We start from the raw sequence: 25,919 nt of genomic DNA, 5'->3' as shown, positions 1-25,919 counted from the left end.
GTGCGGGGTCAGTGCGGTACGGAGACCGCCGAGACGAAGTGGGCGATCTCGGTGTCGCTGAGGTTCTTGGCGATATCGGATTCGCAGATCATGCCCACCAGTCGCTTATTGCGGTCGATCACGGGGATTCGCTTGATCTGCTCACCCTCCATCAGGTCGAGTACATCGCGCACCTCGGCGTCGTCGTATACCCAGCGCGGCGTGCCCTGAGCCAGGTCACCGGCTCGGACCCGACTCGGATCATGTCCCATCGCAACGCATTTCACGACAATGTCGCGGTCGGTCAGCATGCCGACCAGCCGGTCGTCGTTGCCGATCGGCAGGGCGCCGACATCGAGCCTGCGCATCACCTGCGCGGCTCGGTCCAGCGTCTCGTCGGCCGGGATCCACTCCGCACTCTCGTGCATGATGTCGCGCGCCTTCATGGAGCGACTGTTCACGGCAGAACCTCCTGGTCTCGGGCGAGTGATCCCGCAGGACTCGAGGTGTTCGCAGGACTCGACACGTGTTGTCACAAGTGCGCCGAGCGTCCACGGGTGACGACGACTCCTACGGCCTCGTCACATCGTGGCCCACATCACAGCAATGGTCAATGCGTAGTGTGCTCTGTGGTTGCTGGGGCCGGTCGATCCCGCAGGATTCCCGCGGGGGTGAGCGGCAGCGGCTTGGTGCGGCGCAGGCGGCCGGTGCCGGGAGCGCTGGCCCAGACTGCGAAGGCGAGCAGGCCGTCGAGCGCCATGGCGAGTGCGGCCACCAGCAGGGCGCCGACGAGAACGCGGTCGTAGCGGTAGAGGCCGATGCCGTCGAAGATGTAGCGGCCGAGGCCGCCCAGGTTGACGTAGGCGGCGATGGTGGCCGTCGCCACGACCTGCAGGGTTGCCCCGCGCAGGCCGGTGAGCAGGATCGGCATGGCGTTGGGGACCTCGACGCGGAACAGGATCCGGGATTCGGTCATACCCATGGCGCGGGAGGCGTCCACCACGTCGGCCGGGACGTTCGCGATCCCCGCGTAGGCGCCCGCAAGCAGCGGCGGGATACCCACGGTGACCAGGGCCAGCAGCGGCGGGATCAGGCCGAGGCCGAGTAGCAGCACCAGGAAGGTGAGCAGGCCGAGGGTCGGTAGGGCGCGCATGGCGTTGGCGACGCCGACGAGCAGTGCGGAACCGCGTTTGGTGTGGCCGATGATCAGGCCGAGCGGCACCGCGACGACTACCGAGGCGGCGATGGCGAGGAAGCTGTACCAGAGGTGTTGCGCGATACGGGTTTCGATGCCCGCCGGGCCGCCCCAGTTCGCGCCGTCGGTCAGATAGTGCCAGGCGTCGATGAAAAGGTTCATGCGCCAGCGCCTTTCGCCTTCGCGGACCTGGCGTCGGCGCGCGTCCACGGGGTTGCCCAGCGGCCGAGCGCGTACACGAGCCGGTCGAAGATCAGCGCCAGTGCCAACGTCACGATGATGCCCGCGATGATCTCGTCCGGGTAGTCGCGCTGATAGCCCTGGGTGAACAGTTTGCCCAAGCCGCCGACGCCGATCAGCGCGCCGACCGAGACCATGGCGATATTGGTGACCACCACCACACGCAGGCTGGATACGAAAACGGGCACGGCCAGCGGCATATCGACGGTCAGGGTGCGGCGCAGCGACCCGTAGCCGACCGCGTCGGCGGCGTCGATAACGCCGGCGGGCACCGAATCCAGTGCGGTGGGCACGGCGATCACCAGCAGCGCCGTCGAATAGACGGTGAGCGCGATGATCACATTCAGCGGATCGATCGTCGAAATCCCCACCAGCGGAGGGATGATCACGAACAGCGCGAGCGACGGCACTGTGTAGGCCAGGCTGGAGACCGTCACGGTGACCCGACGCAGCCACGCCACCCGGCGGACCAGCGCGCCGACCGGAACGGCGATCACCAGCCCGAGGGCGAGCGGAATCAAGGCCAGGTACAGGTGGGTTTCGGTGAACCCCATGATCTCGGAGAAGTTGTCGATCAGATACCTCATGCGCGCCTCCGCCACGCCGTCGCGCGCCGTGCTACCGGATCTCGGGCCGTCCGGGTCACGACATCTCCTGATCCGGCACGGTCTGCCTGCGCTCGGCATTCCCGGTCTCGAAGAAATGCCGGTTGCGTGCGTCGTCCTCCATCGTGCGCTGGTCGGCGAGCTGTTCGAGCACCTCGGGTCCGTGGATGCCGCCGCGCACCGCGCCCGAATCATCCACCGCCACACCGATTCCGGAGGGGGAGGAGATCGCCGCGTCGAGTGCCTGGCGGAGGTCGCCGTCCGGCGGGAACAGCGAGCCGCCCGCCGCGATGCTGTCCATCAGCGGGCGTCCGGAGCGGATCCCTTCGACGCCGGTGACGTCGATCCATCCGCGCGGCATCCCGGAATCGGTGACCACCAGCACCCATTCGCCGCGGTCCAACCGCAGCCCGGCCAGTTCCGGTTCGGTCGCGGTGTGAATCTCGTGCAGTGTCAACGTGTCCGCGTAGCGGAACGACAGCGCGCGATAGCCGCGATCGCGGCCGACGAATCCGGCAACGAAATCCGTTGCCGGAGAGGCCAATACTCGCTGCGGCTGGTCGTGCTGTTGTAGTACGCCGCCGGGTCCGAAAACCGCGATCCGGTCGCCCAGTTTGACCGCCTCGTCGATGTCGTGGGTGACGAAGACGATTGTCTTGCGCAATTCGCCCTGCAGCCGCAGCATTTCGGCCTGCAACTCCTCGCGCACCACCGGATCGACGGCACTGAAGGGTTCGTCCATCAGCAGCACCGGCGGGTCCGCGGCCAGTGCCCTGGCCACGCCGACCCGCTGCTGTTGGCCACCGGAGAGTTGCGCCGGATAGCGGTGGGCCAGTGCGCGATCCAAACCGACCCGGTCCAGCACCTCGAGTGCGGCCGCCCTGGCGGCGCGACGGCGGACCCCCTGTAGCACCGGCACGGTCGCGACATTGTCGATGACGGTACGGTGCGGCAGCAGTCCGGCGCTCTGGATCACATAGCCGATGCCGAGCCGCAGCGCGACCGGGTTCATCGTCGAAATATCCACGCCGCCCACGGTGATGGTGCCGGAGCTGGGCGTGATCATCCGGTTGATCATCCGCATCGAGGTGGTCTTGCCGCAGCCCGACGGGCCGACGAATACGGTGAACGAGCCTGATTCGATGCGCAGATCGAGTTCGGCGACGGCAGGTGTGCCGTCCGGATAGATCTTGCTGATGCCACGGAACTCGATGTCGGACAACGAGTTTTCTCCTTATCCGATCGGAGCGTTCAGCCCGTGGGCGTTGATCCACGCCACCGCCGCGGCCTTGGGCTCGGTCTTGCTGCTTCCGGAGACGGCCTCGTTCAACACGAGCAGCTCGTCGGTGGTCAGCTTGGCGGAGACGGCATTCAGTGCCGCGAGCGCCTTATCCGACCTCTTGGCCGCGTTGAACAGCGGGACGAGGTTCTGGGCCGGGAAGTTGTGCTTGGGATCTTCCAGCACTACCAGGTTGTGCTGCGCGATGGCGGGGGAGGTGGTGAAGATATCGGCCGCGGTCACCTGCCCGTCGACCAGCGCGCGCACGGTGGCGGGGCCGCCGCCGTCGGCGATGGGCACGAAGTTGTTCGCGGCGATATCGAGGTTGTAGTTCTTCTTCAGGCCAGGCAGGCCGCCCGCGCGTTCCTGGAACTCCGCGGGCGCACCGAATTTCACCTCGGCCGAATGCGCGGCCAGATCGGCGATGGTGCGCAGGTTCCAGCGGTCGGCGGTGGCCTTGGTGACCACGACCGCGTCGGAATCCTGGCCGGGCGCGGGGGTGCCGACGGCGAGATCGGAACCGAGTGCGGTGGTGAGCGCGGCATCGACATCGGCCGGGGTGGTCGCGGTCGCGTTCTTGTCCAGATACTGCAGCAGGTTGCCCGTGTACTCCGGGATCACCGAGATCGCGCACTGGCGCAGCGCCGGGATATAGGCTTCGCGGCTGCCGATATTCATCCGGGTGTCGACCTGGAAGCCGTTGATGCGCAACACTTCCGCGTAGATATTGGCGACCGTCTCGGACTCCGGGAAATTCGCTGAGCCGACGGTCAGGGCGTCGCCCTCGCAACTGCCGGTGCCCGCCAAGGGATCCGAGTTGCCGCACGCGGACAGGATCATGGCCGCGGCCAGCGCCGTGGCTGCGACGAGGAAACGGGTGGCGCGCAGTGCCAGGCGCAGCGCCGAGCGCCCGTGCCGGGCGGCATCGGGGGTGAAGGTGGATTTCACGGAGGTCCTTCCGGCGGGGCGGGCGGTGCGGGCGGCCGGGTCGCAACGGCCACCGGTACATTCTGGTTGTCCATACTGCCCGCTACTGAGCCTTTCTGTCGGCTCTGTCGACTTCGGAGAGTTGGTGTCGCCGGATGGTGCTGGCCGTGACAAGGCGGATGCTGGCTCGGTTTCTGGTGGTCACGGCCGCGGCCGTGACCGTCTCCTGCGGGAGTGACGAGGCGGATCCGTCCTTCGTGATTGGTGCGGGCGATTCGGTGGAGTCGGGGGTGCTGGCCGAGATCTACGCGGGTGCGCTGGCCCGCACCGGATTGCGCGTCTCGGTGCTGCCGCGGCTGGGGAATCGAGCCGACTATCTGGCCGCGCTCGACGACGGCCGGGTGGCACTGGTCGGTGAGCACAGCGGTGCACTGCTCGCCTTTCTCGACTCCGGCGCCACAGCGCGCACCCCGGCGCAGGTGACCGAGGCACTGAATCGAGCGCTGCCCGAGGGATGGGTGGTCGCCGATCCGGCCGACGGCACCGACCTGCGTCCGCGGGTACTGCTGCCGACCGAGTTCGCGGTACGTGAGAATGTGCGAACCATCGCGGAATTGGCGCCGCACTGTGCGGCATTCGAGGCGGGCCTCGCGCCGGTTCCCGGTCTGCTGCCGACCGCGCCGGTCTCGATCGTCGGCTGCGGATTCGCTAGGACGCTGCCGCTGCCCGACCCCCCGGCCCTGCGGAAGGCGTTGCTGGACGGCGGGATCCAGGCCGGGGTGCTCTCCGGGCCGCTCGCCCCGACGCCCGAGACAGCCGACGGGCTGACGGTGGTCTCGGATGAGGACTACGCCCTGCCCGCGGAGAATGTGCTGCCGGTGTTCCGCAAGGGTGTGCTCGACGATCGACGCGTCCGGAAGCTGAATTACGTGGCGGGGGAGCTGACCACCGACGAGTTGGTCGCGCTGATCCAGAAGGTTCGCGAGGGGACCCCACCCGCGGAGACGGCGCGCGTCTGGCTGGACGCGCACGCACTGTAGTCGCCCGGCTCTACCATCCGTTCGGGCTGCGGCGTCCTGTTCGGCTGCGCGCAGCCATCATTCACGTGTCGTCGATCACAGATTCGGCCAAGGGCGAAGGCTTGCTGCCCAAATATTCCGGACCGTATATTCCGTGTGGAGTATTTGGTGCCGGAGCAAGTCGGACCCCGGCCGGATGAGCGGCTTCGGCGGCTCGGCGCGCGTAGAGCGCATTCTCGACACGGGGAGGTGGCGCAGATGGGACAGCAGGCGCGTCCTTCGGTGACCGCACTCGCGGTGGCCGTGCTAGCGCTGCTCGAGGAGCGGCCCATGCATCCGTACGAGATGTATCAGACGATGGTCGGACGCGGCGAGGACATTCTGGTCAAGGTGCGGCCGGGATCGCTCTATCACACGGTGGCGCGGCTGGCCGACCAGGAACTGGTGCGGGCCGAGGGGGTCGATCGGGCCGGTAATCGGCCCGAGCGCACCACCTACCGGATCACCGAACGCGGCCACCTGGCGTTGCGCGCGAGAATCGCCGAGGTCATGCGATTTCCGGCCGCCGAATACCCGATGTTTCCGGTGGCGCTGGCGGAGGCGCACAACCTACCCGTCGACGATGTGCTGGCCCTGCTGCGCGAACGCTTGGGACATCTGGAATCCGATATCGCGGACCTGGATCGGATGATCGAGTGGGCGACCGCGCACCTGGTGCCGCGGCGCTATTGGATCGTCCTGTCCTATCTGCGCGCCACGATCGGCGCCGAAAGCGACTGGGTCACGGGCTTTCTCGCGGAGCTGGAGAGCGGCGCGCTGGAGTGGGAGCGGTTCGATCCGGTCACCGGAGTCCGGGTCGCGGGGCCCGAACATCCCTGGGGCGACGTCGGCCACGCCGAGTCGCCGCCCGTGCCACGACGTTCCGCGGCCTTTACCCCGCCGCCCCTGATGTGATCCCCGCGAGCAGACCCGCGCATACGGTGCGCGCCCTCGCGACCTTCGTCATCCGCAACAGCTTTCCGAGATAGGAACGAAGCCCTTGTCCACTCAACGTAATCCGTGGCTCGCGCTATTCGCGCTGGTCGTCGGCTTCTTCATGATCCTGTTGGATATGACGATCGTCGCGGTCGCCAACCCGGCGATCATGACGGATCTGCAGGCCGACATTTCCCAGGTGATCTGGGTGACCAGCGCCTACCTGCTGACCTATGCGGTTCCGCTGCTGGTCACCGGCAGGCTCGGAGATCGGTTCGGCCCCAAGAACATTTACCTCGTCGGTCTGGCCGTCTTCACGGGCGCCTCGCTGTGGTGCGGTCTGTCCGGCAGCGTCGAGATGCTGATCGCGGCGCGTGGGGTGCAGGGTCTCGGCGCCGCGCTGATGACCCCGCAGACCATGGCGGTGATCACCCGCACCTTCCCGCCGGATAGGCGCGGCGCGGCCATGGGCCTGTGGGGCGGTGTCGCCGGGCTGGCCACGCTGGTCGGCCCGATCCTGGGCGGCGTGCTGGTCGACGGACTGGGCTGGGAGTGGATCTTCTTTGTGAACGTCCCCGTCGGTATTGTCGCCTTCGCGCTGGCGATGTGGCTGGTGCCCGCGCTGCCCACGCATGAGCACAAGTTCGACATCCCTGGCGTCGTGCTCAGCGGTATCGGCCTGTTCCTGCTGGTCTTCGGCATCCAGGAAGGCAACGCCTACGACTGGTCACCGCGCATCTGGCTGATGATCGGCGCGGGTCTGGCGGTGTTGGTGGTCTTCGTGGTGAACCAGGCGCGCAATTCGGGTGAGCCGCTGCTGCCGCTGACACTGTTCAAGGACCGCAATTTCGCGCTGTCGAGTGTCGCGATCGCCGCGATGGGTGCGGCCGTCACCTCGCTGATGGTGCCGGCCTACTTCTACCTGCAGGCGGTGCGGGAGATGTCGCCGACCAGATCGGCGCTGGTCTTTGCGCCGATGGCGATCGTGACCGGTGTCTTCGCCCCGGTCATCGGCAAATTCTCCGACAAGCTGCACCCGAGGCTGGTGCCCACCATCGGCTTCACCCTTTTCGCCGCCTCGGGCTTCTGGTTCGCGAGCGTGATGACGCCGGATTCGTCAATGGTGTGGTTCCTGATCGCGGCGGGGCTGGCCGGTTTCGCGAACGCCTGTATCTGGGCGCCGCTCGCTTCGACCGCCACCCACAACCTGCCGGTGCAGCTGGCGGGCGCGGGTGCGGGCGTCTACAACACCACCCGCCAGGTCGGTTCGGTACTCGGCAGCGCGGCGATCAGCGCCCTCATCGCCGCCCGCATGACCGCCAACGGACTCGGTGGCGGCAAGGTCGCCGAGGGCGGCGCGGGCCAGGGCGCGATCCCGGAGTTCATCAAGGACCCCTTCAGTTCCGCACTGTCCGAGTCGATGTTGCTGCCCGCGGGCATCCTCGTCATCGGCGTCATCGCCTCGGCCCTGTTCATCCGCCACGGCCGATCCGGCACGGCCGGTCCGCAGGACGAACCGGCGAAGGCCGACACCCTGGCTGCTTGATCCGAGGCGGCAGCGCCCCGCGAACGGTTGCTGTGCGCGGGGCACAACCACATCAGAGGACCAGGTCGGAGAGATACTTCCAGTCCAGTTCGACGTGAATCGGCACGTTGATCGTCGTTTCGTTGCCGCTCGGCCGGAGGGTGCAGTGCTGACGGTACTGGCCGAGAACGTGGTCGAGGACGTGGATCTCAATGGTGTCGACTCGGTTGTCGGCCACCCAAACCAGCCAGTACCACGGGATTCCAGCTACAGCGTATTCCGTCTTTTTTTCGGCGATGTCGACCTTTTCGCTTCCGGGCGACACGACTTCGATGGCGATCTTGACAAGCGAGGCAGGCAGCGGGCGCAGGTGGTTCGGGGCGCAGTCGATCAAAGCTGCGTCCGGCCTTCGGATGGTTGTTCGTGGAAACTCCCAGAGCACCACATCGAAGTCGAGTTCCACGTCGAGGCAGCCTCCATAGCGGCTCACGTGGGTTCGGGCGGCTGATTCGACGAGTTCGGCAATGCGGCGCGCGGCCTTCTGATGCACGTGTTGCGGTGACTCGGCCCGAATCACCTCCCCGTTCACGACCTCTACCTGGCGGCAGTAGTCTTCGGGCAGCTTCCTCCAGATCTCCACGGTGACCGGCTCCGGCTGCAAGTTGTCGGATCGAGCCCACTCGAAGATGGCCGACATATGCGCTCCTTGGGATTGGGCACCATTTACCTGCACAGATCCTATCGTCGATCCAGCGGATCGAAATCGTGCTGGAGTATTGGGCGCGGGTCAGGTCACGTGAACTGTGACGGAGGGATAGCCGGTGGCGCCGTCGGGGATGACGTCGCGGTATCGGTCCGTTTGGGTTTCGCCGGTGCCGTCGGTGGCGCGGGCGCGGATGGTGTGCTGGCCGGGGGTGGCGGTCCAGTCGTAGACCCACTGGCGCCAGGTATCGATGGATTGTTCGGTGGACAGGCGAGCGGGTTGCCAATCACCGTTGTCGATCTGTACTTCGACGGAGCGGATGCCGCGATGTTGAGCCCATGCGACGCCCGCGATGGCGGTGCGGCCCTGCGTGGTTCGGCCGCGGGCGCGCGGGGTGTCGATGCGGGTGCCGGTTTTGATCGGGCCGCGGGCCGACCAGCCGCGGCGGGTCCAGTAGGCGGTGGCGCGGTCGAAGCGGGTGACCTCGAGTTCGGTCACCCACTTGGTCGCGGAGACATAGCCGTAGAGGCCGGGGACGACCAGCCGTGCCGGGTAGCCATGCGAGACCGGCAGCGGCTCGCCGTTCATGCCGATGGCGAGTAGGGCGTCGCGGCCGTCGGTGAGTACCTCGAGCGGACTGCCCGCGGTCCAGCCGTCCTTGCTGTGCGAGAGCACCATATCGGCATCCCGATGCGGGCCCGCCTCCGCGAGCAGTTCGTCGAGCCGGTACCCGCGCCACAGCGCATTACCGATCAGATCCCCACCCACCGGATTCGAGACGCAGGCCAGCGTCACCAGCCGCTCCACCGCCTGCCGATTCGCGAGATCGGCCCAGCTGAGCCGGATTTCGCGATCCACCATGCCGTGGATGCGCAGCGACCAATCCTCGATCGACACCTGCGGCACGATCAGCGCCGTATCGATCCGATAGAAATCGGCATTGGCGGTGAGATACGGCGTCAGCCCCGGTACCCGCAGATCCGCCTCCGGAGCGAGTGAGATCGGTGGTCCGCTCGGCTGCGGCAGCAGCACCGCCGCCCGTTCGCCGGAAACATCGGCCCGTCGCGCCCCGATCACCCGCCCCGTGATTCCGGCGGCGAGCGCGAGTCCACCGGTGACGACGAGGCCACGCAATACCTGCCTGCGTTCCGGCGCGACCTGCTGGTAAGCGGGCGGCGATACCGCCTCGGCACCCCGCGGGGCGGAAGCGCCGTCGAATGGTATTGCGCGGGTAGTGCTTCCGGAGGCCGAATCTCGGACCGAGTGGGTCGCACCGGATTCGGCGGCCGCGGATTCCGTCGCGGTCGCCACGGCGTCGATGCGCGCGGTCAGCAGGCGCAACGCGGATATCCCGACGCCGACCCCGATCACGGTGGGCAGCGCCCCGGGCAGGCCGCCGCGTCCGGCCGCGATGACGGCCGCGACCACACCGAATACCGTCAGCACGGCGGATCCCGCCGCGCGCGTGGTGCGCTCCACGGCCCCGGCGACTCCCGCGACGACGATGGCCACCACCGTCATACAGGCATACAGCACCGCTTTGTCGTCGGTGCCGAATGTCTTGATCGCCCATTCCCGCAGCCCGTCGGGCGTGTAATCGACCACGGTCGCACCCAGGGTGTGCAGCGGTGCGGAGTCGGCACCGATGAACGCCGCGAGCACCTCGGCGACTCCGAGCGCCAATCCGGCCGAGACGATCCCAGCCACCACCCGAAACCGCAGTTCAGCCATGGGTCGAGCCTACTGCCGGGTGAGACCGTCGAATGTGACCATTTGCTGACGCGGAGGTCCCGGCACCACGACGAAGGCGCTGTCCGCGATGTGTTCGCGAACAGCGCCTTCGGGCCGGGGAGCGAGCTCCTAGCTGTAGATCTTCTCCACCTCGGTGGCGTACTGCTTCATCACGACGGCGCGCTTGAGCGACATCTTCGGGGTGAGCTCGCCGGTCTCCTGGGTCCAGTCGACCGCGAGGATGCGGATCTTCTTGATGGCCTCGGCGTGCGAGACCTTCTTATTGGTCTCGGCGACCGCGGCATCGACCTCGGCGATCAGCGCAGGGTTCTCGATCAGCTTCTCGATCGCGGTGTCGGCGGGCAGGCCGTTGCGTTCCTTCCAGCCCGGCAGTGCCTCCGGGTCGAGGGTGATCAGCGCGCCGACGAAGGGCTGGCCGTCGCCGACCACCATCACCTGGCTGATCAGCGGGTGCGCCCGCAGCGAATCCTCGAGCAGCGCGGGGGAGACGTTCTTGCCGCCCGCGGTGACGATGATTTCCTTCTTGCGGCCGGTGATGGTGACGTAGCCGTCGGCGTCCACCGCGCCCAGGTCACCGCTCTTGAACCAGCCGTCCGCGAAGGCTTCCTCGGTGGCCTCGGCATTGCCCCAGTAGCCGTTGAATACGACTGAGCCGCGCAGCAGCAGCTCGCCGTCCTCGGCGATCTTGACCGCGTGGCCCTCGGTGGGGCGGCCCACCGAGCCGACCCGGATGTTCTCCGGGGTGTTCACGGTGATGGCGGCGGTGGTCTCGGTCAGGCCGTAGCCCTCGTAGATGGTGACGCCGACGCCGCGGAAGAAGTGGCCGAGCCGCGCGCCGAGCGGACCGCCGCCGGAGACGGCTGCCTGGCACTGGCCGCCCAGCGCGACCCGCAGCTTGCTGTAGACGAGCTTGTCGAACAGCGCGTGCTTGAGCTTGAGCACCAGGCCGGGGCCGCCGTTGTCGATCGATTCGCTCCACGCGATGGCGGTATCCGCGGCGGCGTCGAAGATCTTGCCCTTGCCGCCGTCGTGCGCCTTCTGCTTGGCGCTGTTGAACACCTTCTCGAAGACGCGCGGGACCGCGAGGATGAAGTGCGGGCGGTAGCTGCCGAACTGGTCGACCAGGGTGGACCAATCGGAGCTGAACGCGACCATCACCTTGGCATCGAACGCGGCCAGCGTCACGCCGCGGGCGAAGACGTGCGCCAGCGGCAGGAACATCAGCGTCTTCTTGCCCGCGGTCACGTACTTGCCGAGCGCGATCCGGTCCGACTTCGACTCCGCGTAGAGATTCGCGTGCGAGAGCATGACGCCCTTGGGGCGTCCGGTGGTGCCGGAGGTGTAGATCAGGGTGGCGGGCGAGGCCGCGTTGACCTGCTTGCGACGGTCGTGCACGAGCTGGTCGTCCAGCTCGGCGCCACGGGCGATCAGCTGGTCGATGGCGCCCTTGTCGATCTGCAGGGTTTCGCGCAGCTCGGGCAGCGCGCCCGCCTCGATCTCGTCGATGGTCGCGCGGTGCTTATCGCCGTCGACGACCAGCAGCTTGGTGGCGGAGTCCTGCAGGATCCACTTGGCCTGTTCGGCGGCGGAGCTGTCGTAGATCGCGACGGTGCAGCCGCCCGCGGCCCAGATGGCGAAGTCGAGGACGACCCACTCGTAACGGGTGGGGGCCATGATCGCGACGCGGTCGCCGAAGTCGATGCCCGCGGCGATGAGGCCCTTGGCAACGCCGGTGACGGTCTTTGCGAACTCCGCGGCTGTCACATCCTTCCAGCCACCGCTACCGTCCTGCACGTTGAACAGCACCGCGCTGGGCGACTGTTCCGCGTGTCGGAAGACGTTGTCGGAATTGTTCGCGTCTTCCGGAATGGTGTAGGAAGCCGGGACTTCGAACTCGCGCATCAGTGCCCTTCCACGTGGTTTACTCGCTAGTAATCTACGACACCTCTTGGGGGGTCGTCATATCGACCGCCGGAAATCTGTCCGAAACCGTGTCCTGTTAGGTGCTGTCGGCCCGTTGAGATGGGTTCGTCCTTATCCTAGGTCCCGCACCGAGACCGGCTGCGCCGCTTCGCGAAGGAAATCGGCGAGTTCGCGCACCGCGGCGGCCGCGGGCCCGACCAGCGACGCCTGGAGTTGCGCGACGTGCCATAGCCCGTGGCTCTCGGTGAACCGCACATGCACGCCCGCGCCGCGCAGCCCCGCGACCAGCTCAACGCATTGCGCGTGCAGCAGTTCGCTGACGTCCACCTGCACATAGGTGGGCGGCAGACCGCGCAGTTCGCCGCGCAGCGGCGCGTAGCCGGGATCGTTGCCGTCCGCGCCGCCCAGGTAGGCGGCGGCGCAGGAGCGCGACCACGACTTGTTGATGACCAGGTCGCGATCCCGGTCCGGGATCTGATTCGGATCGGTCCACGGCGCGATCAGGCCGAGTGCGGCCGGGGTCATCCCGTGCCGGCCGATCAGCCGCTGCGCGGTGGCCAGCGACAGCCCGCCACCCGCCGAATCGCCGGCGATCGCGATCTGGTCCGGGCGATAGCCCGCCTCGCGGACCAACTCGAGGAATGCGGTTTCGGCATCGTCGAGCGCGGCCGGGAACGGGTGCTCCGGGGCCAGCCGGTAATCGAGCAGATAGACCGCGCAGCCGGTTTCGTGCGCCAGCCGGGCCGCGAGCGAGCGGTGCGTGGTCATCGAGCCGACCGCGTAGCCGCCGCCGTGTAGATACAGCACGGCGCCCACCGCGGTGTGAGTGGCGGGCCCGGAGGAGGTAGCGGAGTGTGACCACGCAGGGACCCGCGAATGCCGCTGATCGGACACCGCGGTGTGAGTGGCGGGCCCGGAGGAGGTAGCGGAGCGTGACCACGCAGGGACCCGCGAATGCCGCTGATCGGACACCGCGGTGTGAGCGACGGGCCCGGAGGAGGTAGCGGAGCGTGACCACGCAGGGACCCGCGAATGCCGCTGATCGGACACAGCGGGTCCGCGCCGGGCGGCGATCCGTTCCGCGGGCCGGCCGGCCAGCCGCAGCCGATGCACGACGGTGTCGCCGGGCACCAGCTGGGCGCGGGAGCCGATATCCATCAGCATGCGCTGCACCCGCCAGGGCAGCCGGTCGTTCAGGATGACGCGGAACAGCGGATTCAGCAGCGTTCGCGCGATGGGAAGCGGAATATCGATATCGCGCATGGGATCAGGGCTGGTACGGCCGCTGCACCACGGCGGCGATGCGCTGGTAGCCCGACGCGGTGATGCGCACGAAGGCGTCGAGCAGCTTGGCCTCCCAGCCGATCAGCACGCGACCGTGCCCCTTGCGCACACCCTCGGTAATGGTCTGCGCGGCCATCTCCGGGGTGTGCATGGCCAGCTTCGCATCGAACATCGAGGCGGCGGACTTGCCGTCGATGCCCTCGGCGTAGGTGGCGTTGCGGGCGACGGCGGTCTTGATGCCGCCCGGATGCACGCAGGTGACCTTGACCGGATGCTTGCCGAGCAGCATCTCCTGGCGCAGCGACTCGGTGAAGCCGCGCACCGCGAATTTGGCCGCGTTGTAGGCACTTTGGCCCGGAATCGCGATCAGGCCGAAGAGGCTGGAGACATTGACGACATGGCCGGCGCCGGACTCCATGAGCATCGGCAGGAAGGCCTTGGTGCCGTTCACGACGCCCCAGAAGTCGACGTCCATGATCCGTTCGATGTCCTTGAATTCGGACTTGATCACGTTGCCGTGGTAGGCGATACCCGCGTTGTTGTAGATCTGGTGCACCACACCGAAGTGGGCTTTCACCGCGTCGGCGTAGAGCAGAACCGCTTCGCGCTCGGCGACATTCAGCCGATCCGACTTCACCTCGGCGCCCAGTTGCTCGCAGCGGCGCACGGTTTCGGCGAGGCCTTCGGTGTCGATATCGGAGAGCGCCAGTTTGGCGCCGCGCCTGGCCAGGTTCTCGGCCAGGGCCCGGCCGATGCCGGAACCCGCACCCGTGATCACACAGACCTTGCCCTTGAAGTAAGCGTCATGGCGCCCACCCGTTTCCCGGCCGCCGCCCCTCATCGAATCGCTGCGCGATGCCGCATTCACTGTGCTGCCACCACTTTCACATCACTACGGGACGCGGTCGTCGTCTCATACGCCGCCACGTCGAATGTCTTTGTCAACCTACGGAATTGGAAGGTGAAGTCGGGCCAGAGCGTGGTGTTGTTACCGTGCTTGTCCAGATACCAGCTGGCGCAGCCGCCGGTGCTCCACACGCTCTTGACCAGCTTGGCCTGCAGATCCCTGTTGTACGTATCCTGGACCTCGCGGCGCACCTCGACGGTGCGCAACCCCATCCGATCCACGGTGGCCAGCGCGTCGGCGATGTAGTTGATCTGCGATTCGATCATGTACACCATCGAGGTGTGGCCGAGGCCGACATTCGGGCCGAGCAGGAAGAACATATTGGGGAAGTTGGCGATCGTCGAACCCTTGTACCCCTGCTGGCCGATCTCGTCGAAGACCTCGCTCAGCGTCCGGCCGTCCTTGCCGGTGATGGTGTCGTAGGTCGGCGAATCGGTGACGTGGAAGCCGGTGGCCACGATCAGCGCGTCGATTTCGCGCTCGGTGCCGTCCTTGGTGACGATGGAGTTGGCGCGCACCTCGGTGATGCCGTCGGTGACCACGTCGACATGGGGGCGACTCAGCGCGGGGTAGTACTCGTTGGAGATCAGCATGCGCTTGCAGCCGATCCGGAAGTCCGGGGTGACCTTCCTGCGCAGCTCCGGATCGCGAATCTCCCACTGCAGCTTGGCCTTCGCCAATATTTCGAAACCCTGCATGAGTGCGGGGAATTTGGCCAGGCCGACCACCTGGGTCTCGCGCGCGGCGTAGATGGCGGCGCGTGAGAGCCGCTGGAAGCCGGGAATGTGCTTGAAGGCCAGGCGTTCCGGCAGCGTGTAGGGCCGGTCCATGCGCGGCAGCAGCCAGGGCGCGGTGCGCTGGTAGACGTCCAGGCGCGCGACCTTCGGTGCGATCGCGGGCACGATCTGGATGGCCGAGGCGCCGGTACCGATGACGGCGACCCGCTTGCCGGTCAGGTCCGTGTCATGGTTCCAGCGCGCCGAATGGAAGATGTCGCCTTCGAAGCCGTTGATGCCCTTGATATCCGGGAGTGAGGGCTCGCAGAGCGCGCCGACCGCGGAGACCACCGTGTCGGCGGTGAAATCGCCCTTGGTGGAGGTGATTTCCCACCGTGCGGCGTCGTTGTTCCAGCGGACGCCGGTCACATCGCAGTCGAAGATGTGCTTGTCGAGCACGGTGTAGCGCTGGGCGACGCCCTGGATGTAGTTCTGGATTTCGCCCTGCTTGGAGAAGGAGCGGGACCAGTCCGGGTTGAGCGCGAAGGAGTACGAGTACAGGTGCGAGGGCACGTCGCACGCGGCGCCGGGGTAGGTGTTGTCACGCCAGGTACCGCCGACATCGCTACCGCGCTCGAGGACGAGGTAGTCGTTGCGACCCTGCTGGCTGAGCCGGATGGCCAGCCCCAGACCCGCGAACCCACTGCCGATGATGATCGTCTTGGCGTGGCGGGTGGGCCGGTTGCCGACAGCTTTGTCTGTAACCTTGCGACTCATGTAAACGAGAGTACGGTTTTATTGAGCACGAGTCAACAGCTATTGAATCATGTTCAGTAGGATGGTGCGGTGAGTAGCAAGAGCTCGGGAGCGACCAAGCGGGTACGGCTCAGCCCGGACGAGCGCCGCCTGCAGCTGATCACCCTTGGCGCCAAAATGCTCGGTGACCGCGCCATCGAGGACATCTCCGTCAGCGAGATCGCCACCCAGGCGGGCATCTCCCGCGGCCTGCTGTTCCACTACTTCCCGACCAAGCAGGATTTCCAGCTCGCCATCGTCCGGCACGCCAACGCCGAACTCCTGGAGCGCGTCACCCCCGACCGCACCCTCGGCATGTTCGAGATGTTGCGCGACTCCATCGATCGCTATATCGACTACGTCAGCGAGAACCGCACCTCCTACCTCTCGCTGCTGCGCGGCCCCGCCAGCGCGAGCCCCGATGTGGTGCCGCTGGTCGACCAGACCCGCGACGCCATCATCGGCATCATCCTCACCGAGGTCCCCATTCCCATCGACGACCCTGACCGGCCCCGCCTGCTGCTGGCTATGCGCGGCTGGATCGCCTTCGTCGAGGAAACAACCCTCAGCTGGTTGCGCCACGAAACGATCACCCGCGCACAACTGGTCGAATTGCTGGTCGAGTCGATGGTGGCGCTGGCGCTGGCCTTGAATCCCGCGCTGGCCGCCGTACTGCGTCGCTGATACGACCGAACAGCGCCGGAGCGCCGCGATTCGGCGTCAGGTCACGGGCAGCCGGGGGCGTACCCGGAAGGGGCCCGAGCAGCCCAGGCCACACGGAGGACGGTGTCGATATCGGAAGCCGCCGGTGCCCAGTCGAGTTCGTCTCGTGCGCGGCGGCTGTCGCTGACCAGGCGCGGTGGTTCGGCGATCGCCGGGTGGTACTCCACGGGGATGGGGCGGCCGGTGATTCGGGTCGCGGTAGTGACCAACTCGTTGACACTGATGCCGACACCGGTGCCGATGTTGTACCGACGGCAGGCGCCCGGCCCCGGCATCCGGGCCAGGGCGGCGGTGAAAGCTCGCGCGGCATCGGTGAGGTGCAGGTAGTCGCGTACGGATGTGCCGTCGCCGGGCACCGTCAGATGAAGTTGTTCGCCCGCGGCGACCGCGAGCAGGCGCGACATGATGCGGGTTTCATCGGTGTCGTCGCCGCCGACGATATTGAACAGCCGCAGGACGATAGCGGACAGGGTGCCGCGCGCCGTCGCCGCCGCGATCGCCAGTTCGGCCGCCAGTTTGCTCGCCGCGTACGGATGGGGTGGGTGATCGGGGAGATCTTCGGACATGGGTTGCCGGTCCGGCGTCCCATAGATCGCGGCGGTGGAGGCGAAGACCAGTGCGCGGCTATCGGCCGCGGCCATGGCGTGCAGCAGAGCGGCCGTCCCGGCGTGGTTGACCGCGAAGTAGCGTTCCGGTTCGTCGAGGGACTCGCGGGCGCGGGTGAGTCCGGCGAGATGACATACCGCGTCCATGCCGTCGAGCGCCGCCGTGAGTGCGCCGGGGTCACGCAGGTCCGCGGTGCGGGTCGGCATATCCGTCGGGATCCGCGAGCGGTGGCGGTGCACCAGCCCGACGACATCGTGTCCGGCCGTACGCAATTCGCGCGCCACCACACTGCCGAGGTAGCCGTTGGCCCCCGTTACCAGGACCCGCACGCGCCGGAATCCTCAGACGAGATAGGGCGCAAGTTGCGGCACCGCCTCCACCGGATGTTTCGCCTGCATCGTTTCGGCGATCGGCCGGTACTGCCACAGCCCGCGCGGCGACCGGGTCAATGTGCCCATCACGAATCCGGTGGCGCCGTGGCCGCCATCCAGTTCGTAGCGGGCGAATTCGATGCCGTTCATGCCGTCCACCAAGCGGCAGAACGCATTTCCGATCTGCTCGAAGGGCTGGCCGGAATAGGAGGTGACGATGAAGATCACGGCGGTCACCGTCGGTGTCAGCCGCGTCAGGTCGACGGTGATCACTTCGTCGTCACCCTCGCCCGCACCGGTGGTGCTATCGCCGAGCAGCCGCACCGACCCGTCCTCGGACATGAGTTGTTCGTGATACACCACATCCACGAGCGACTCACCCGCGAACAACACCGCCGCCGCATTCAGATCGATATCGGGTTTTCCCCCGCCGAGCCACCGACCGCCGACCGGATCCCAGCCGAGCCCCATGGTGACGAATGCGAGACCGGTATCTCCCTCGTTTTCCAGCACTGCCGACACGATCCCTTCTTCGGTGCGACCACGGCACAACACTCATCGCACCGCCCACCCTAGGTCCTTCGCCGCTCGTATCTCCCGAAACGCGCCGGGCGCATCCGGATACCGGCGGATCGGTCGCCGAAACGCCGAACGCCGGGCCGAATCGCCGTGGGGGACAGCGAATTCGGCCCGGCGCTCGGGTCGGCTAGCGGATTACGCGATCGGCTCGAAGGCCTCGGCGACGATCTCCGCCTGCTCTACCGCGTGCACCTTGCTCGAACCCGAGGACGGGGCCGACATGGCGCGGCGGGAGATGCGGCGCAGCTTGGGGAAGCGCTCCGGGAGGGTTTCCGGAATGTTGAGGCCGAAGAAGGGCCATGCGCCTTGGTTGGCCGGTTCCTCCTGGACCCAGACGATATCGGTCGCGTTCGGGTAGCCGTCGAGCGCCTCGTTGAGGCGGCGGGTGGGCAGCGGGTAGAGCTGCTCGATCCGCACGATGGCGATATCCTCGCGCTTCTGCTTCGCCTTCTCGGCGGCCAGCTCGTAGTAGAGCTTGCCGCTGGTCATCAGAACCCGCTTGACCTTGCTCCGGTCACCGATGCCCTGTTCGTAGGTGGGCTCGTCGAAGACCGAGCGGAACTTCGATTCGGTGAAGTCCTTCAGGTCCGAGACCACGGCCTTGTTGCGCAGCATCGACTTCGGGGTGAAGACGATCAACGGGCGGCGGATGCCGTCGAGTGCGTGGCGGCGCAGCAGGTGGAAGTAGTTCGCCGGGGTGGACGGCACGGCGACCGTCATCGAGCCCTCGGCGCACAACTGCAGGAAGCGTTCGATGCGACCGGAGGTGTGGTCCGGGCCCTGACCCTCGTGACCGTGCGGCAGCAGCAGCACGACCTCGGAGAGCTGACCCCATTTGGCCTCACCGGAGGAGATGAACTCGTCGATGATGGACTGCGCGCCGTTGACGAAGTCACCGAACTGCGCCTCCCACAACACCAGTGCGTCCGGGTTGCCCAGCGAGTAGCCGTATTCGAAGCCGACCGCGGCATATTCGCTCAGTGCCGAATCGTGTACCGCGAACCAGCCCGGGTTCTTGCTGCCGATGTTGTGCAGCGGGGTGTATTCCTCGGCCGTCTTGCGGTCGATGATCACCGAGTGGCGCTGGGTGAACGTGCCACGACGCGAGTCCTGACCGGTCAGGCGCACCGCACGACCCTCGTCGATCAACGTGCCGAAGGCGAGCAGTTCGGCGAAGGCCCAGTCGACCTTGCCCTCATAGGCCATTTCGCGACGCTTCTCCAGCACCGGCTTGACGCGCGGGTGCACGTTGAAGCCATCGGGCACGCCCAGGAAGGCGTCGCCGATGCGCTGCAGCACCGTCTTGTCCACGGCCGTCTGCACAGTCGTGGGCTGCTGCTGGTCGTCCTCGACCGATTCACTCGGCTCCGGGACGTACTTCTCCAGCTCGCGGACCTCGTTGAATACCCGCTCCAGCTGGCCCTGGTAGTCGCGCAGCGCGTCCTCGGCCTCTTTCAGCGAGATATCGCCACGGCCGATCAGGCTCTCGGTGTAGGCCTTACGCACCGAGCGCTTGGTGTCGATGACGTCGTACATATACGGCTGGGTCATCGACGGGTCGTCGCCCTCGTTGTGGCCGCGACGCCGGTAGCAGATCATGTCGATCACGACGTCCTTGCGGAACTTCTGGCGGAAGTCCACCGCCAGACGCGCCACCCAGTCGCAGGCCTCCGGATCGTCACCGTTCACGTGGAAGACCGGCGCGCCGATGAACTTCGCGATATCGGTGGAGTATTCGGTGGAGCGGCTGTTCTCCGGCGCGGTGGTGAAGCCGATCTGATTGTTCACCACGATGTGGATGGTGCCACCGACGCGGTAACCGCGCAGACCCGACAGGTTCAGCGTCTCCGCGACCACACCCTGACCCGCGAACGCGGCGTCACCGTGCAGCATCAGCGGCATGACGGAGAACCCCTCCGGCCCGTCGCCCTTGTCCAGCAGGTCCTGCTTGGCGCGCACCAGACCCTCGAGCACCGGGTCGACCGCCTCCAGATGCGAGGGGTTGGCGGTGAGCGAGACCTCGATCTCGTTGTCGCCGAACATCTGCAGGTAGGTGCCGCGCGCACCGAGGTGGTACTTCACATCGCCCGAGCCGTGGGTAGCGGCCGGGTTCATATTGCCCTCGAACTCGGTGAAGATCTTCGAGTACGGCTTGCCGACGATATTGGCGAGCACATTCAGGCGACCGCGGTGCGGCATACCGATCACGACCTCGTCGAGCGAATGCTCGGCGCACTGGTCGATGGTCGCGTCCATCATCGGGATGACGGCCTCGGCGCCCTCCAGCGAGAAGCGCTTCTGGCCGACGTACTTGGTCTGCAGGAAGGTTTCGAAGGCCTCCGCCGCATTCAGCCGGTTCAGGATGTACTTCTGCTGCGCGACAGTCGGTTTGGCGTGCTTCTGCTCGACCCGCTCCTGAATCCACTGCAGCTGCTCGGTTTCCAGGATGTGGGTGTACTCCACACCGATGTGGCGGCAGTACGCGTCGCGCAGGATCGACAGCACGTCGCGCAGCTTCATCCGCTCCTGGCCGTGGAAGCCGCCGACATTGAACTCGCGGTCCAGGTCCCACAGGGTCAGCCCGTGCTGGGTGACGTCGAGGTCGGGGTGGCTGCGGAACTTGTCCTTGACCAACCGCAGCGGATCGGTGTCGGCCATCAGGTGGCCGCGGTTGCGGTAGGCCGCGATCATCTCCAGCACGCGGGCGCTCTTGTCGACGCCGCGTTCGCGAATGTCCTTGCGCCAGCGCACCGGCTCGTACGGCACGCCGAGGCCGTGGAAGATCTCGTCGTAGAACTCGTCGGAGATCAGCAGCTGGTGGACGGTGCGCAGGAAGTCACCGGATTCCGCGCCCTGGATGATGCGGTGGTCGTAGGTGGAGGTCAGCGTCATCAGCTTGCCGACGCCGAGGTCGGCGATGCGCTCATCGCTCATGCCCTGGAATTCGGCCGGGTACTCCATGGCGCCCGCACCGATGATCGCGCCCTGGCCGTTCATCAGGCGCGGCACCGAATGCACGGTGCCGATGGTGCCCGGGTTCGTCAGCGAGATGGTGACACCGGAGAAGTCCTCGGCGGTCAGCTTGCCGTCGCGGGCCCGGCGCACGATGTCCTCGTAGGCGGTGTGGAACTGCCCGAAGGTCATCGACTCGGTGCCCTTGATGGCCGCAACGACCAGCGAACGGCTGCCGTCCTTGCCCGGCAGGTCGATGGCGAGGCCCAGGTTGGTGTGCGCGGGGGTGACCGCGTTCGGCTTGCCGTCGATCTCGGTGAAGTGCCGATTCATATTCGGGAACTTCTTGATCCCCTGCACGATCGCGTACCCGAGCAGATGAGTGAAGGAGATCTTGCCGCCGCGGGTGCGGGCCAGGTGATTGTTGATGACCAGACGGTTATCGATCATCAGCTTCGCCGGAATGGCGCGCACGCTCGTCGCGGTCGGGATGGCCAGCGAGGCGGACATGTTCTTGACCACCGCGGCGGCCGCGCCGCGTAGCACCTTGGACTCGTCGGCGGCCTTGTCCGCTGGCTTGGGCGCACCGGAGGTGGGCGCCGCGTTCGAGGTGGGCGCCGGTGTGGTCTGGGGGGTGCGCGCGGTGGCCTTCGCCGGGGCCGGAGCGGGAGCCGGGGCGGGAGCCGGGGCGGGCTTGGCGGGTACGGGTGCGGGGGCCGCGACCGCGGCGGGAGCGGCAGCCGCGGGGGCCGGAGCCGGAGCCGGGGCCGCGGGAGCTGCTTGCGCGGCGGGTTGGCTGTTGGTGTCGCCAGTCGCTTCAGGGGTGTAGTCGGCGAGGAACTCGTGCCAACTTTCGTCGACCGAGGATGGATCCTGTTTGTACTTTTGATACATCTCGTCGACTAGCCACTGGTTCTGTCCGAACTGGGAAGTTGAGCTGCTCACAGCAGGTGTTCGCCTCATTTCGTTCTTCGCGCTGCGACGTTTGTGACGTGCCCGGCACGGGGATCAGCGGATGCGCGCCGATGCGCCCTAATTGAGGATAGGCCCAGCAGCAAATCGGTGATGCTACCCACCACCGGACAGACCCGAACTCCACATGTGCAGACTCGTCCGCACTCGAGAATATTCCTCCCGGTTCCCGGTCTGTCGCCCATCCCACACGACGCTCTCACCCGAGCGCGGGTGCTCCGGCCGCCCACAGCCGCGCGTACGGTCCACCGGCCGCCAACAGCTCGGTGTGGGTGCCGATCTCCGCGATCCGGCCGTGCTCCACGACGGCGATCCGGTCCGCCCGCGCGGCCGTGCCGAGCCGGTGCGCGACCACCACCGTGGTGCGCCCGCGGGCCAGCGATCTGCTCGCTACCAGCACCGATGCCTCTGTATCCGGGTCGAGCGTCGCGGTGGCCTCGTCGAGCAGCAGCAGATCCGGTCGCACCAGTTCGGCCCGCGCCAGCGCGATCAGCTGGCGCTGGCCTGCCGACAGCCCGCGTCCGCGTTCGCCGACCGGCTGGCGCATACCAAGCGGGAGCGCCGCGATCATCGCGCTCGCCCCGACCGCGTCGGCGGCCGCGGCGATCTCCGCGGGGGTTGCGGATGGTTGTCCGAATGCAATGTTGCTGGCGACGTCGCCGGTGAAGAGGTGAGCTTCCTGTGGGACGATGCCGAGCCGCGACCGATAGTCGGTGAGGCGGTAATCGCGGATGTCGACGCCGTCCACCAGGATGGCTCCGGCCGCCTCCCCGGCAGGCAGGTCGTAGAGCCGGGCGAGCAGCTTGACGATGGTCGACTTGCCCGCGCCGGTCGGGCCGACGAGGGCCAGGGTGGAACCGGCCGGAATCTCCAGTGACACGCCGTCCAGGGCCGCCGTCTCGGTGCCCGGATAGTGGAAGCGGACCGCGTCCACGCCGACCTCGCCGCGCAATCCCGCGGTGATCGCGACGGCACCCGGGCCGTCGGCCGCGAGGGAGGACGGGGTGCGCAGCAACTCACCGATCCGGCGCAGGCCGACCCGTGCCTGCTGATACCCGTCGAAAACCTGCGAGAGTTGCAGGATCGGCCCGAACAGCAGCTCCAGATAGAGCACGAAGGCGATCAGGGTGCCCGCGGTCGTGGTCCCCGCGGCGACCTCGCCCGCCCCGATGAACACCACGGCGGCCAGCGCCAGATCGGCCCAGGCGATGACGAATGCGAAATATGTCGCGATCGCCCACTGCGCCCGCATCCGGGACTGCCGGTAGCGCACCGAGTATTCGGCGAAACGCCGGGCGGCGACCGGTTCGTGCCGGTTGGCCTGGACGGCGCGCAGGCCGGTGACGTTCTCGGTGAAATGGGCGTTCACCGCCGAGACGCGTTCCCGCGACACCGTGTACGCGGAATTGGAGACCCGCCGGAACAGCGCGGTGGCCAGCAGTAGTGGCGGCAGCGCAAGCAGCACCACCGCGGCCAGCGAGGCGTTGATGACCAGCAATGCCACCGCGATACCGAGCAGGGTGAGTCCGCCGATCAGGGTGGTCGCGACGCCGGTCTGCAGGAAGGTCGACAGGGCATCCACGTCGGTGGTCATGCGGGTCATGATCTTGCCGGACAGTTCGCGCTCGTAGTAGTCGAGTCCGAGCCGCTGCAGATGCGCGTAGCTGCGTACCCGCAGGCCGTAGAGCACCCGCTCGCCGGTGCGCGCGGTCAGCAGAGTGGTGGCCGCGCCGACGATCAGACCGGCCGCGACCAGCAGCGCACCGATCACCGCGGCCCGGCCGAGCACACCGGCGTCATCGAGGCTCACACCGCGGTCGATGGCGTAGCGGACCAGCGGCGGGAAGGCGATGCCGACCAGCGCGTCCAACGCGAGCAGACCCACCACCGTGAGGACAAGCCCGCGGACCGGCCGCAGCAGCCGGATCAGCCGGAAGCCCGGGTCCGGCTGCCGCAGTTCGTGTTCGTCGGCCTTCGGTTGTTCGGTCGCGGGCGGCAGCCGTTCGATCGTGCGGCGCAGTTCCGGGGTTTCGCTCAGCGCGTTCGTCACGCCGGACCAGTTGCCCGGACCCCCGACCGCGTCCGGCCCGCGACCGATCGGCGCCGCCGCGGTGGTGGTCACGAGGGGTCCGCCGGGCGCGGGCAGCCGGATCACCCGGTCCGCCTGGGCCAGTGTGGATTCGCGATGCGCCAGGATCAGGGTGGTCCGGCCGCCGTGGTCCGGCAGCGTGTCGAAGATGGCGGCCTCGGTGACCGCGTCCACCGCGGAGGTCGCGTCGTCGAGCACCAGAATGCGCGGGCGCGCCAGCAGCGTCCTGGCCAGCGCGATCCGCTGGCGTTGGCCGCCGGAGAGCGTGAGCCCGCGTTCCCCGACGACCGTGTCGTAGCCGTCGGGCAGGTCGGCGATGAAGTCGTCGGCGGCGGCCAGCTTCGCCGCATGGCGAATCTCGGCGTCGGTGGCGTCCGGGCGGCCGAGGGCGATATTGGCGGCGATGGTGTCGGAGAACAGGAACGGGTCGTCGAAGACCACGCCGACCGCGGATCGGAGTTCGGCGGCGCTGACGTCGGCGATATCCACCGCGTCGAGGCGCGGATCGGCAGGCGCCGCCGACCGAGGCTCGTCCATGTCGAATGTCGAAGCGGCGGTGGCGGATTCGGAACCGAACAGGCGAATGCTGCCGGCATCGGGCGCGTAGAAGCGGGGCAGGAGCAGCGCGAGGGTGGACTTGCCGGAGCCCGCGGGCCCGATGATCGCCACCGTCTCGCCGGGACGCACCGTCAGGTCGAGATCGCGGAGCACCGGTAGATCGGGGTCGAATCCGAAGGTGAGCGATCGGATATCGATGCCGAGCGGGCCGTCCGGCAGCCGTATCGGCTCCGGTGGGTCGGCGACCACTGGTGCGGTGTCGATGACCTGGTAGACGCGTTCGGCCGCGGCGCGCGTCAGCTGAGCCATGATCACCACCGCCGACAGGGTGCGGGCCGAGGCGGTCATGGTGGCGACGTAGGCGGCGAAGGCGAGGAAGGTCCCGATGCCGATGGCGCCGTGCAGTGCGAGCAGGCCGCCGACCACGATCACCGCCACCATCCCGGCCTGCGGAATGGCCGCGACGACCGGCGCGAACCGGGCATCGATCCGGGCGGCGCGCAGCCGCTCGGCATACAGCGTGCGACCGTGTCGCTCCAGTACCTCGACCATCCGGGCTTCCTGTCCGAAACCCTTGACCACCCGGACCCCGGTCACGGTCTCCTCGACGTGCTGGGCGAGATCGGCGGCCCGCTGCTGAGCCGACCAGGTCGCCGCGTAGAGCCGGGGCCGCATCCGATACACCACCAGCGCGATCGCCGGCACCACCAGCAATGCCACCGCCGCGAGCGGCGGCGACAGCCAGACCATGACCGCGGCCGCGAGCACGAACTGCAACAGCGCCAGCCCCGACCACGGCACCATGGCCAGTAACCCCTGCACCAGTTGCAGATCGGTGATCGACCGCGACACCACCTGACCGGTACGGATGGTGTCCTGCCCGACGCCGTCCAAGCGTTGCAGCGATGCCAGTAGATCCACCCGCAGCGCATGTTGCACATCCAGCGACAGCCGTCCGGCCAGAACCCGCCTGCCCAGCGACGCGGCGAACCGTCCGACCGCGAGCAGCGCGAGCAAACCCGCGACCACCCCGATCACCGCCGTATCGCCGATTCCGGCCGCGTCCACGGCCCGCTTGGTCAGCAACGGCGCCGTGATCTCCACCACCGCCCCGCCCAGCACCGCGACCGCGATACCCGCGAGCGTGCCGCGGTACACCCAGGCGGCGGCCCACAGCCGCCGTATCCACCCCGTCCGCCGCAGCGCGCGCCCGTTCGACTCCGTCACCGTCACTCCCACTCGCCC

19 protein-coding genes are annotated in these 25,919 nt (G+C 67.6%); 4 read left to right on the top strand and 15 right to left on the bottom strand.

What is annotated here, in order from left to right:
* Positions 1 to 8: 8 nt before the first annotated feature.
* From AB0H61_RS17000 to AB0H61_RS16980, 5 genes are all read right to left on the bottom strand, one after another.
* A complete protein-coding gene (locus AB0H61_RS17000; RefSeq protein WP_357304918.1) occupies positions 9 to 425 on the bottom strand; it encodes a CBS domain-containing protein in 417 nt (138 codons plus the stop codon).
* A gap of 164 nt (positions 426 to 589) precedes the next feature.
* On the bottom strand, positions 590 to 1,336 hold the full coding sequence (locus AB0H61_RS16995; protein WP_357304915.1) for an ABC transporter permease: 747 nt from the start codon (positions 1,334 to 1,336) through the stop codon (positions 590 to 592).
* The gene (locus AB0H61_RS16990) at positions 1,333 to 2,001 is read right to left on the bottom strand and encodes an ABC transporter permease (RefSeq protein WP_357304912.1); all 669 of its coding nucleotides are present in this window, start codon (positions 1,999 to 2,001) and stop codon (positions 1,333 to 1,335) included. Before AB0H61_RS16990 ends, AB0H61_RS16995 begins: the two co-directional genes overlap by 4 nt.
* A 55-nt stretch (positions 2,002 to 2,056) precedes the next feature.
* Positions 2,057 to 3,241: an ATP-binding cassette domain-containing protein gene (locus AB0H61_RS16985; protein ID WP_357304909.1), complete on the bottom strand. Its 1,185-nt coding sequence runs from the start codon at positions 3,239 to 3,241 to the stop codon at positions 2,057 to 2,059.
* Positions 3,242 to 3,253: 12 nt separating this feature from the next.
* The gene (locus AB0H61_RS16980; RefSeq protein WP_357305218.1) at positions 3,254 to 4,138 is read right to left on the bottom strand and encodes an ABC transporter substrate-binding protein; all 885 of its coding nucleotides are present in this window, start codon (positions 4,136 to 4,138) and stop codon (positions 3,254 to 3,256) included.
* A gap of 254 nt (positions 4,139 to 4,392) precedes the next feature.
* Here AB0H61_RS16980 and AB0H61_RS16975 point away from each other — a divergent pair, with 254 nt between their 5' ends.
* The 3 genes from AB0H61_RS16975 to AB0H61_RS16965 all read left to right on the top strand — a co-directional run bounded on the left by AB0H61_RS16975 (position 4,393) and on the right by AB0H61_RS16965 (position 7,765).
* A complete protein-coding gene (locus tag AB0H61_RS16975) occupies positions 4,393 to 5,265 on the top strand; it encodes a glycine betaine ABC transporter substrate-binding protein (RefSeq protein ID WP_357304907.1) in 873 nt (290 codons plus the stop codon).
* 237 nt (positions 5,266 to 5,502) lie between these two features.
* Positions 5,503 to 6,198: a PadR family transcriptional regulator gene (locus AB0H61_RS16970; protein ID WP_357304905.1), complete on the top strand. Its 696-nt coding sequence runs from the start codon at positions 5,503 to 5,505 to the stop codon at positions 6,196 to 6,198.
* Between the two features lie 85 nt (positions 6,199 to 6,283).
* A complete protein-coding gene (locus AB0H61_RS16965; RefSeq protein WP_357304903.1) occupies positions 6,284 to 7,765 on the top strand; it encodes a DHA2 family efflux MFS transporter permease subunit in 1,482 nt (493 codons plus the stop codon).
* A 52-nt stretch (positions 7,766 to 7,817) separates the two neighbouring features.
* Here AB0H61_RS16965 and AB0H61_RS16960 read toward each other — a convergent pair whose 3' ends face one another.
* The 6 genes from AB0H61_RS16960 to AB0H61_RS16935 all read right to left on the bottom strand — a co-directional run bounded on the left by AB0H61_RS16960 (position 7,818) and on the right by AB0H61_RS16935 (position 15,806).
* Positions 7,818 to 8,441, bottom strand: a complete 624-nt coding sequence (locus AB0H61_RS16960; RefSeq protein ID WP_357304901.1) for a Uma2 family endonuclease — start codon at positions 8,439 to 8,441, stop codon at positions 7,818 to 7,820.
* 90 nt (positions 8,442 to 8,531) lie between these two features.
* A complete protein-coding gene (locus tag AB0H61_RS16955) occupies positions 8,532 to 10,178 on the bottom strand; it encodes a molybdopterin-dependent oxidoreductase (RefSeq protein WP_357304898.1) in 1,647 nt (548 codons plus the stop codon).
* 129 nt (positions 10,179 to 10,307) lie between these two features.
* Positions 10,308 to 12,101: a long-chain fatty acid--CoA ligase gene (locus tag AB0H61_RS16950; protein ID WP_357304895.1), complete on the bottom strand. Its 1,794-nt coding sequence runs from the start codon at positions 12,099 to 12,101 to the stop codon at positions 10,308 to 10,310.
* 132 nt (positions 12,102 to 12,233) lie between these two features.
* Positions 12,234 to 13,385 carry an alpha/beta hydrolase gene (locus AB0H61_RS16945; RefSeq protein ID WP_357304892.1) on the bottom strand — a complete coding sequence of 384 codons (1,152 nt, stop codon included), beginning with the start codon at positions 13,383 to 13,385 and terminating at the stop codon, positions 12,234 to 12,236.
* A 4-nt stretch (positions 13,386 to 13,389) separates the two neighbouring features.
* Positions 13,390 to 14,247 carry an SDR family NAD(P)-dependent oxidoreductase gene (locus AB0H61_RS16940; protein WP_357305215.1) on the bottom strand — a complete coding sequence of 286 codons (858 nt, stop codon included), beginning with the start codon at positions 14,245 to 14,247 and terminating at the stop codon, positions 13,390 to 13,392.
* Positions 14,248 to 14,270: 23 nt separating this feature from the next.
* On the bottom strand, positions 14,271 to 15,806 hold the full coding sequence (locus tag AB0H61_RS16935) for an NAD(P)/FAD-dependent oxidoreductase (RefSeq protein WP_357304891.1): 1,536 nt from the start codon (positions 15,804 to 15,806) through the stop codon (positions 14,271 to 14,273).
* Positions 15,807 to 15,875: 69 nt separating this feature from the next.
* On the opposite strand from AB0H61_RS16935, the gene AB0H61_RS16930 reads away from it, so the two are divergent.
* A complete protein-coding gene (locus tag AB0H61_RS16930; RefSeq protein ID WP_357304888.1) occupies positions 15,876 to 16,508 on the top strand; it encodes a TetR/AcrR family transcriptional regulator in 633 nt (210 codons plus the stop codon).
* Positions 16,509 to 16,549: 41 nt separating this feature from the next.
* On the opposite strand, the gene AB0H61_RS16925 is transcribed toward AB0H61_RS16930, so the two are convergent.
* The 4 genes from AB0H61_RS16925 to AB0H61_RS16910 all read right to left on the bottom strand — a co-directional run bounded on the left by AB0H61_RS16925 (position 16,550) and on the right by AB0H61_RS16910 (position 25,901).
* Positions 16,550 to 17,482 (bottom strand): NAD-dependent epimerase/dehydratase family protein, encoded by a 933-nt coding sequence (locus AB0H61_RS16925; protein WP_357304886.1) that lies wholly within the window; start codon positions 17,480 to 17,482, stop codon positions 16,550 to 16,552.
* A gap of 12 nt (positions 17,483 to 17,494) precedes the next feature.
* Positions 17,495 to 18,046 (bottom strand): TerD family protein, encoded by a 552-nt coding sequence (locus AB0H61_RS16920; RefSeq protein WP_357304883.1) that lies wholly within the window; start codon positions 18,044 to 18,046, stop codon positions 17,495 to 17,497.
* A 192-nt stretch (positions 18,047 to 18,238) separates the two neighbouring features.
* Complete coding sequence (locus AB0H61_RS16915; RefSeq protein ID WP_357304880.1) at positions 18,239 to 22,018, bottom strand: multifunctional oxoglutarate decarboxylase/oxoglutarate dehydrogenase thiamine pyrophosphate-binding subunit/dihydrolipoyllysine-residue succinyltransferase subunit; 3,780 nt, start codon at positions 22,016 to 22,018, stop codon at positions 18,239 to 18,241.
* 208 nt (positions 22,019 to 22,226) lie between these two features.
* A complete protein-coding gene (locus AB0H61_RS16910; RefSeq protein ID WP_357304878.1) occupies positions 22,227 to 25,901 on the bottom strand; it encodes an ABC transporter ATP-binding protein in 3,675 nt (1,224 codons plus the stop codon).
* Positions 25,902 to 25,919 lie beyond the last annotated feature (18 nt).

This window comes from Nocardia sp. NPDC050710 (assembly GCF_040654375.1).
In the GTDB taxonomy this organism is placed as follows: Bacteria; Actinomycetota; Actinomycetes; order Mycobacteriales; family Mycobacteriaceae; genus Nocardia.
Note: the sequence above shows the minus strand (reverse complement) of the source record. Positions and strands in the feature narration are given on the sequence as shown.

Coding starts and splice junctions, on each gene's coding strand:
- AB0H61_RS16915 (WP_357304880.1), bottom strand. CDS start 22,018: ATGAGGCGAACACCTGCTGTGAGCAGCTCAACTTCCCAGTTCGGACAG.
- AB0H61_RS16960 (WP_357304901.1), bottom strand. CDS start 8,441: ATGTCGGCCATCTTCGAGTGGGCTCGATCCGACAACTTGCAGCCGGAG.
- AB0H61_RS16980 (WP_357305218.1), bottom strand. CDS start 4,138: ATGATCCTGTCCGCGTGCGGCAACTCGGATCCCTTGGCGGGCACCGGC.
- AB0H61_RS16945 (WP_357304892.1), bottom strand. CDS start 13,385: ATGCGCGATATCGATATTCCGCTTCCCATCGCGCGAACGCTGCTGAAT.
- AB0H61_RS16940 (WP_357305215.1), bottom strand. CDS start 14,247: ATGAGGGGCGGCGGCCGGGAAACGGGTGGGCGCCATGACGCTTACTTC.
- AB0H61_RS16970 (WP_357304905.1), top strand. CDS start 5,503: ATGGGACAGCAGGCGCGTCCTTCGGTGACCGCACTCGCGGTGGCCGTG.
- AB0H61_RS17000 (WP_357304918.1), bottom strand. CDS start 425: ATGAAGGCGCGCGACATCATGCACGAGAGTGCGGAGTGGATCCCGGCC.
- AB0H61_RS16950 (WP_357304895.1), bottom strand. CDS start 12,101: ATGCGCGAGTTCGAAGTCCCGGCTTCCTACACCATTCCGGAAGACGCG.
- AB0H61_RS16990 (WP_357304912.1), bottom strand. CDS start 2,001: ATGAGGTATCTGATCGACAACTTCTCCGAGATCATGGGGTTCACCGAA.
- AB0H61_RS16955 (WP_357304898.1), bottom strand. CDS start 10,178: ATGGCTGAACTGCGGTTTCGGGTGGTGGCTGGGATCGTCTCGGCCGGA.
- AB0H61_RS16995 (WP_357304915.1), bottom strand. CDS start 1,336: ATGAACCTTTTCATCGACGCCTGGCACTATCTGACCGACGGCGCGAAC.
- AB0H61_RS16935 (WP_357304891.1), bottom strand. CDS start 15,806: ATGAGTCGCAAGGTTACAGACAAAGCTGTCGGCAACCGGCCCACCCGC.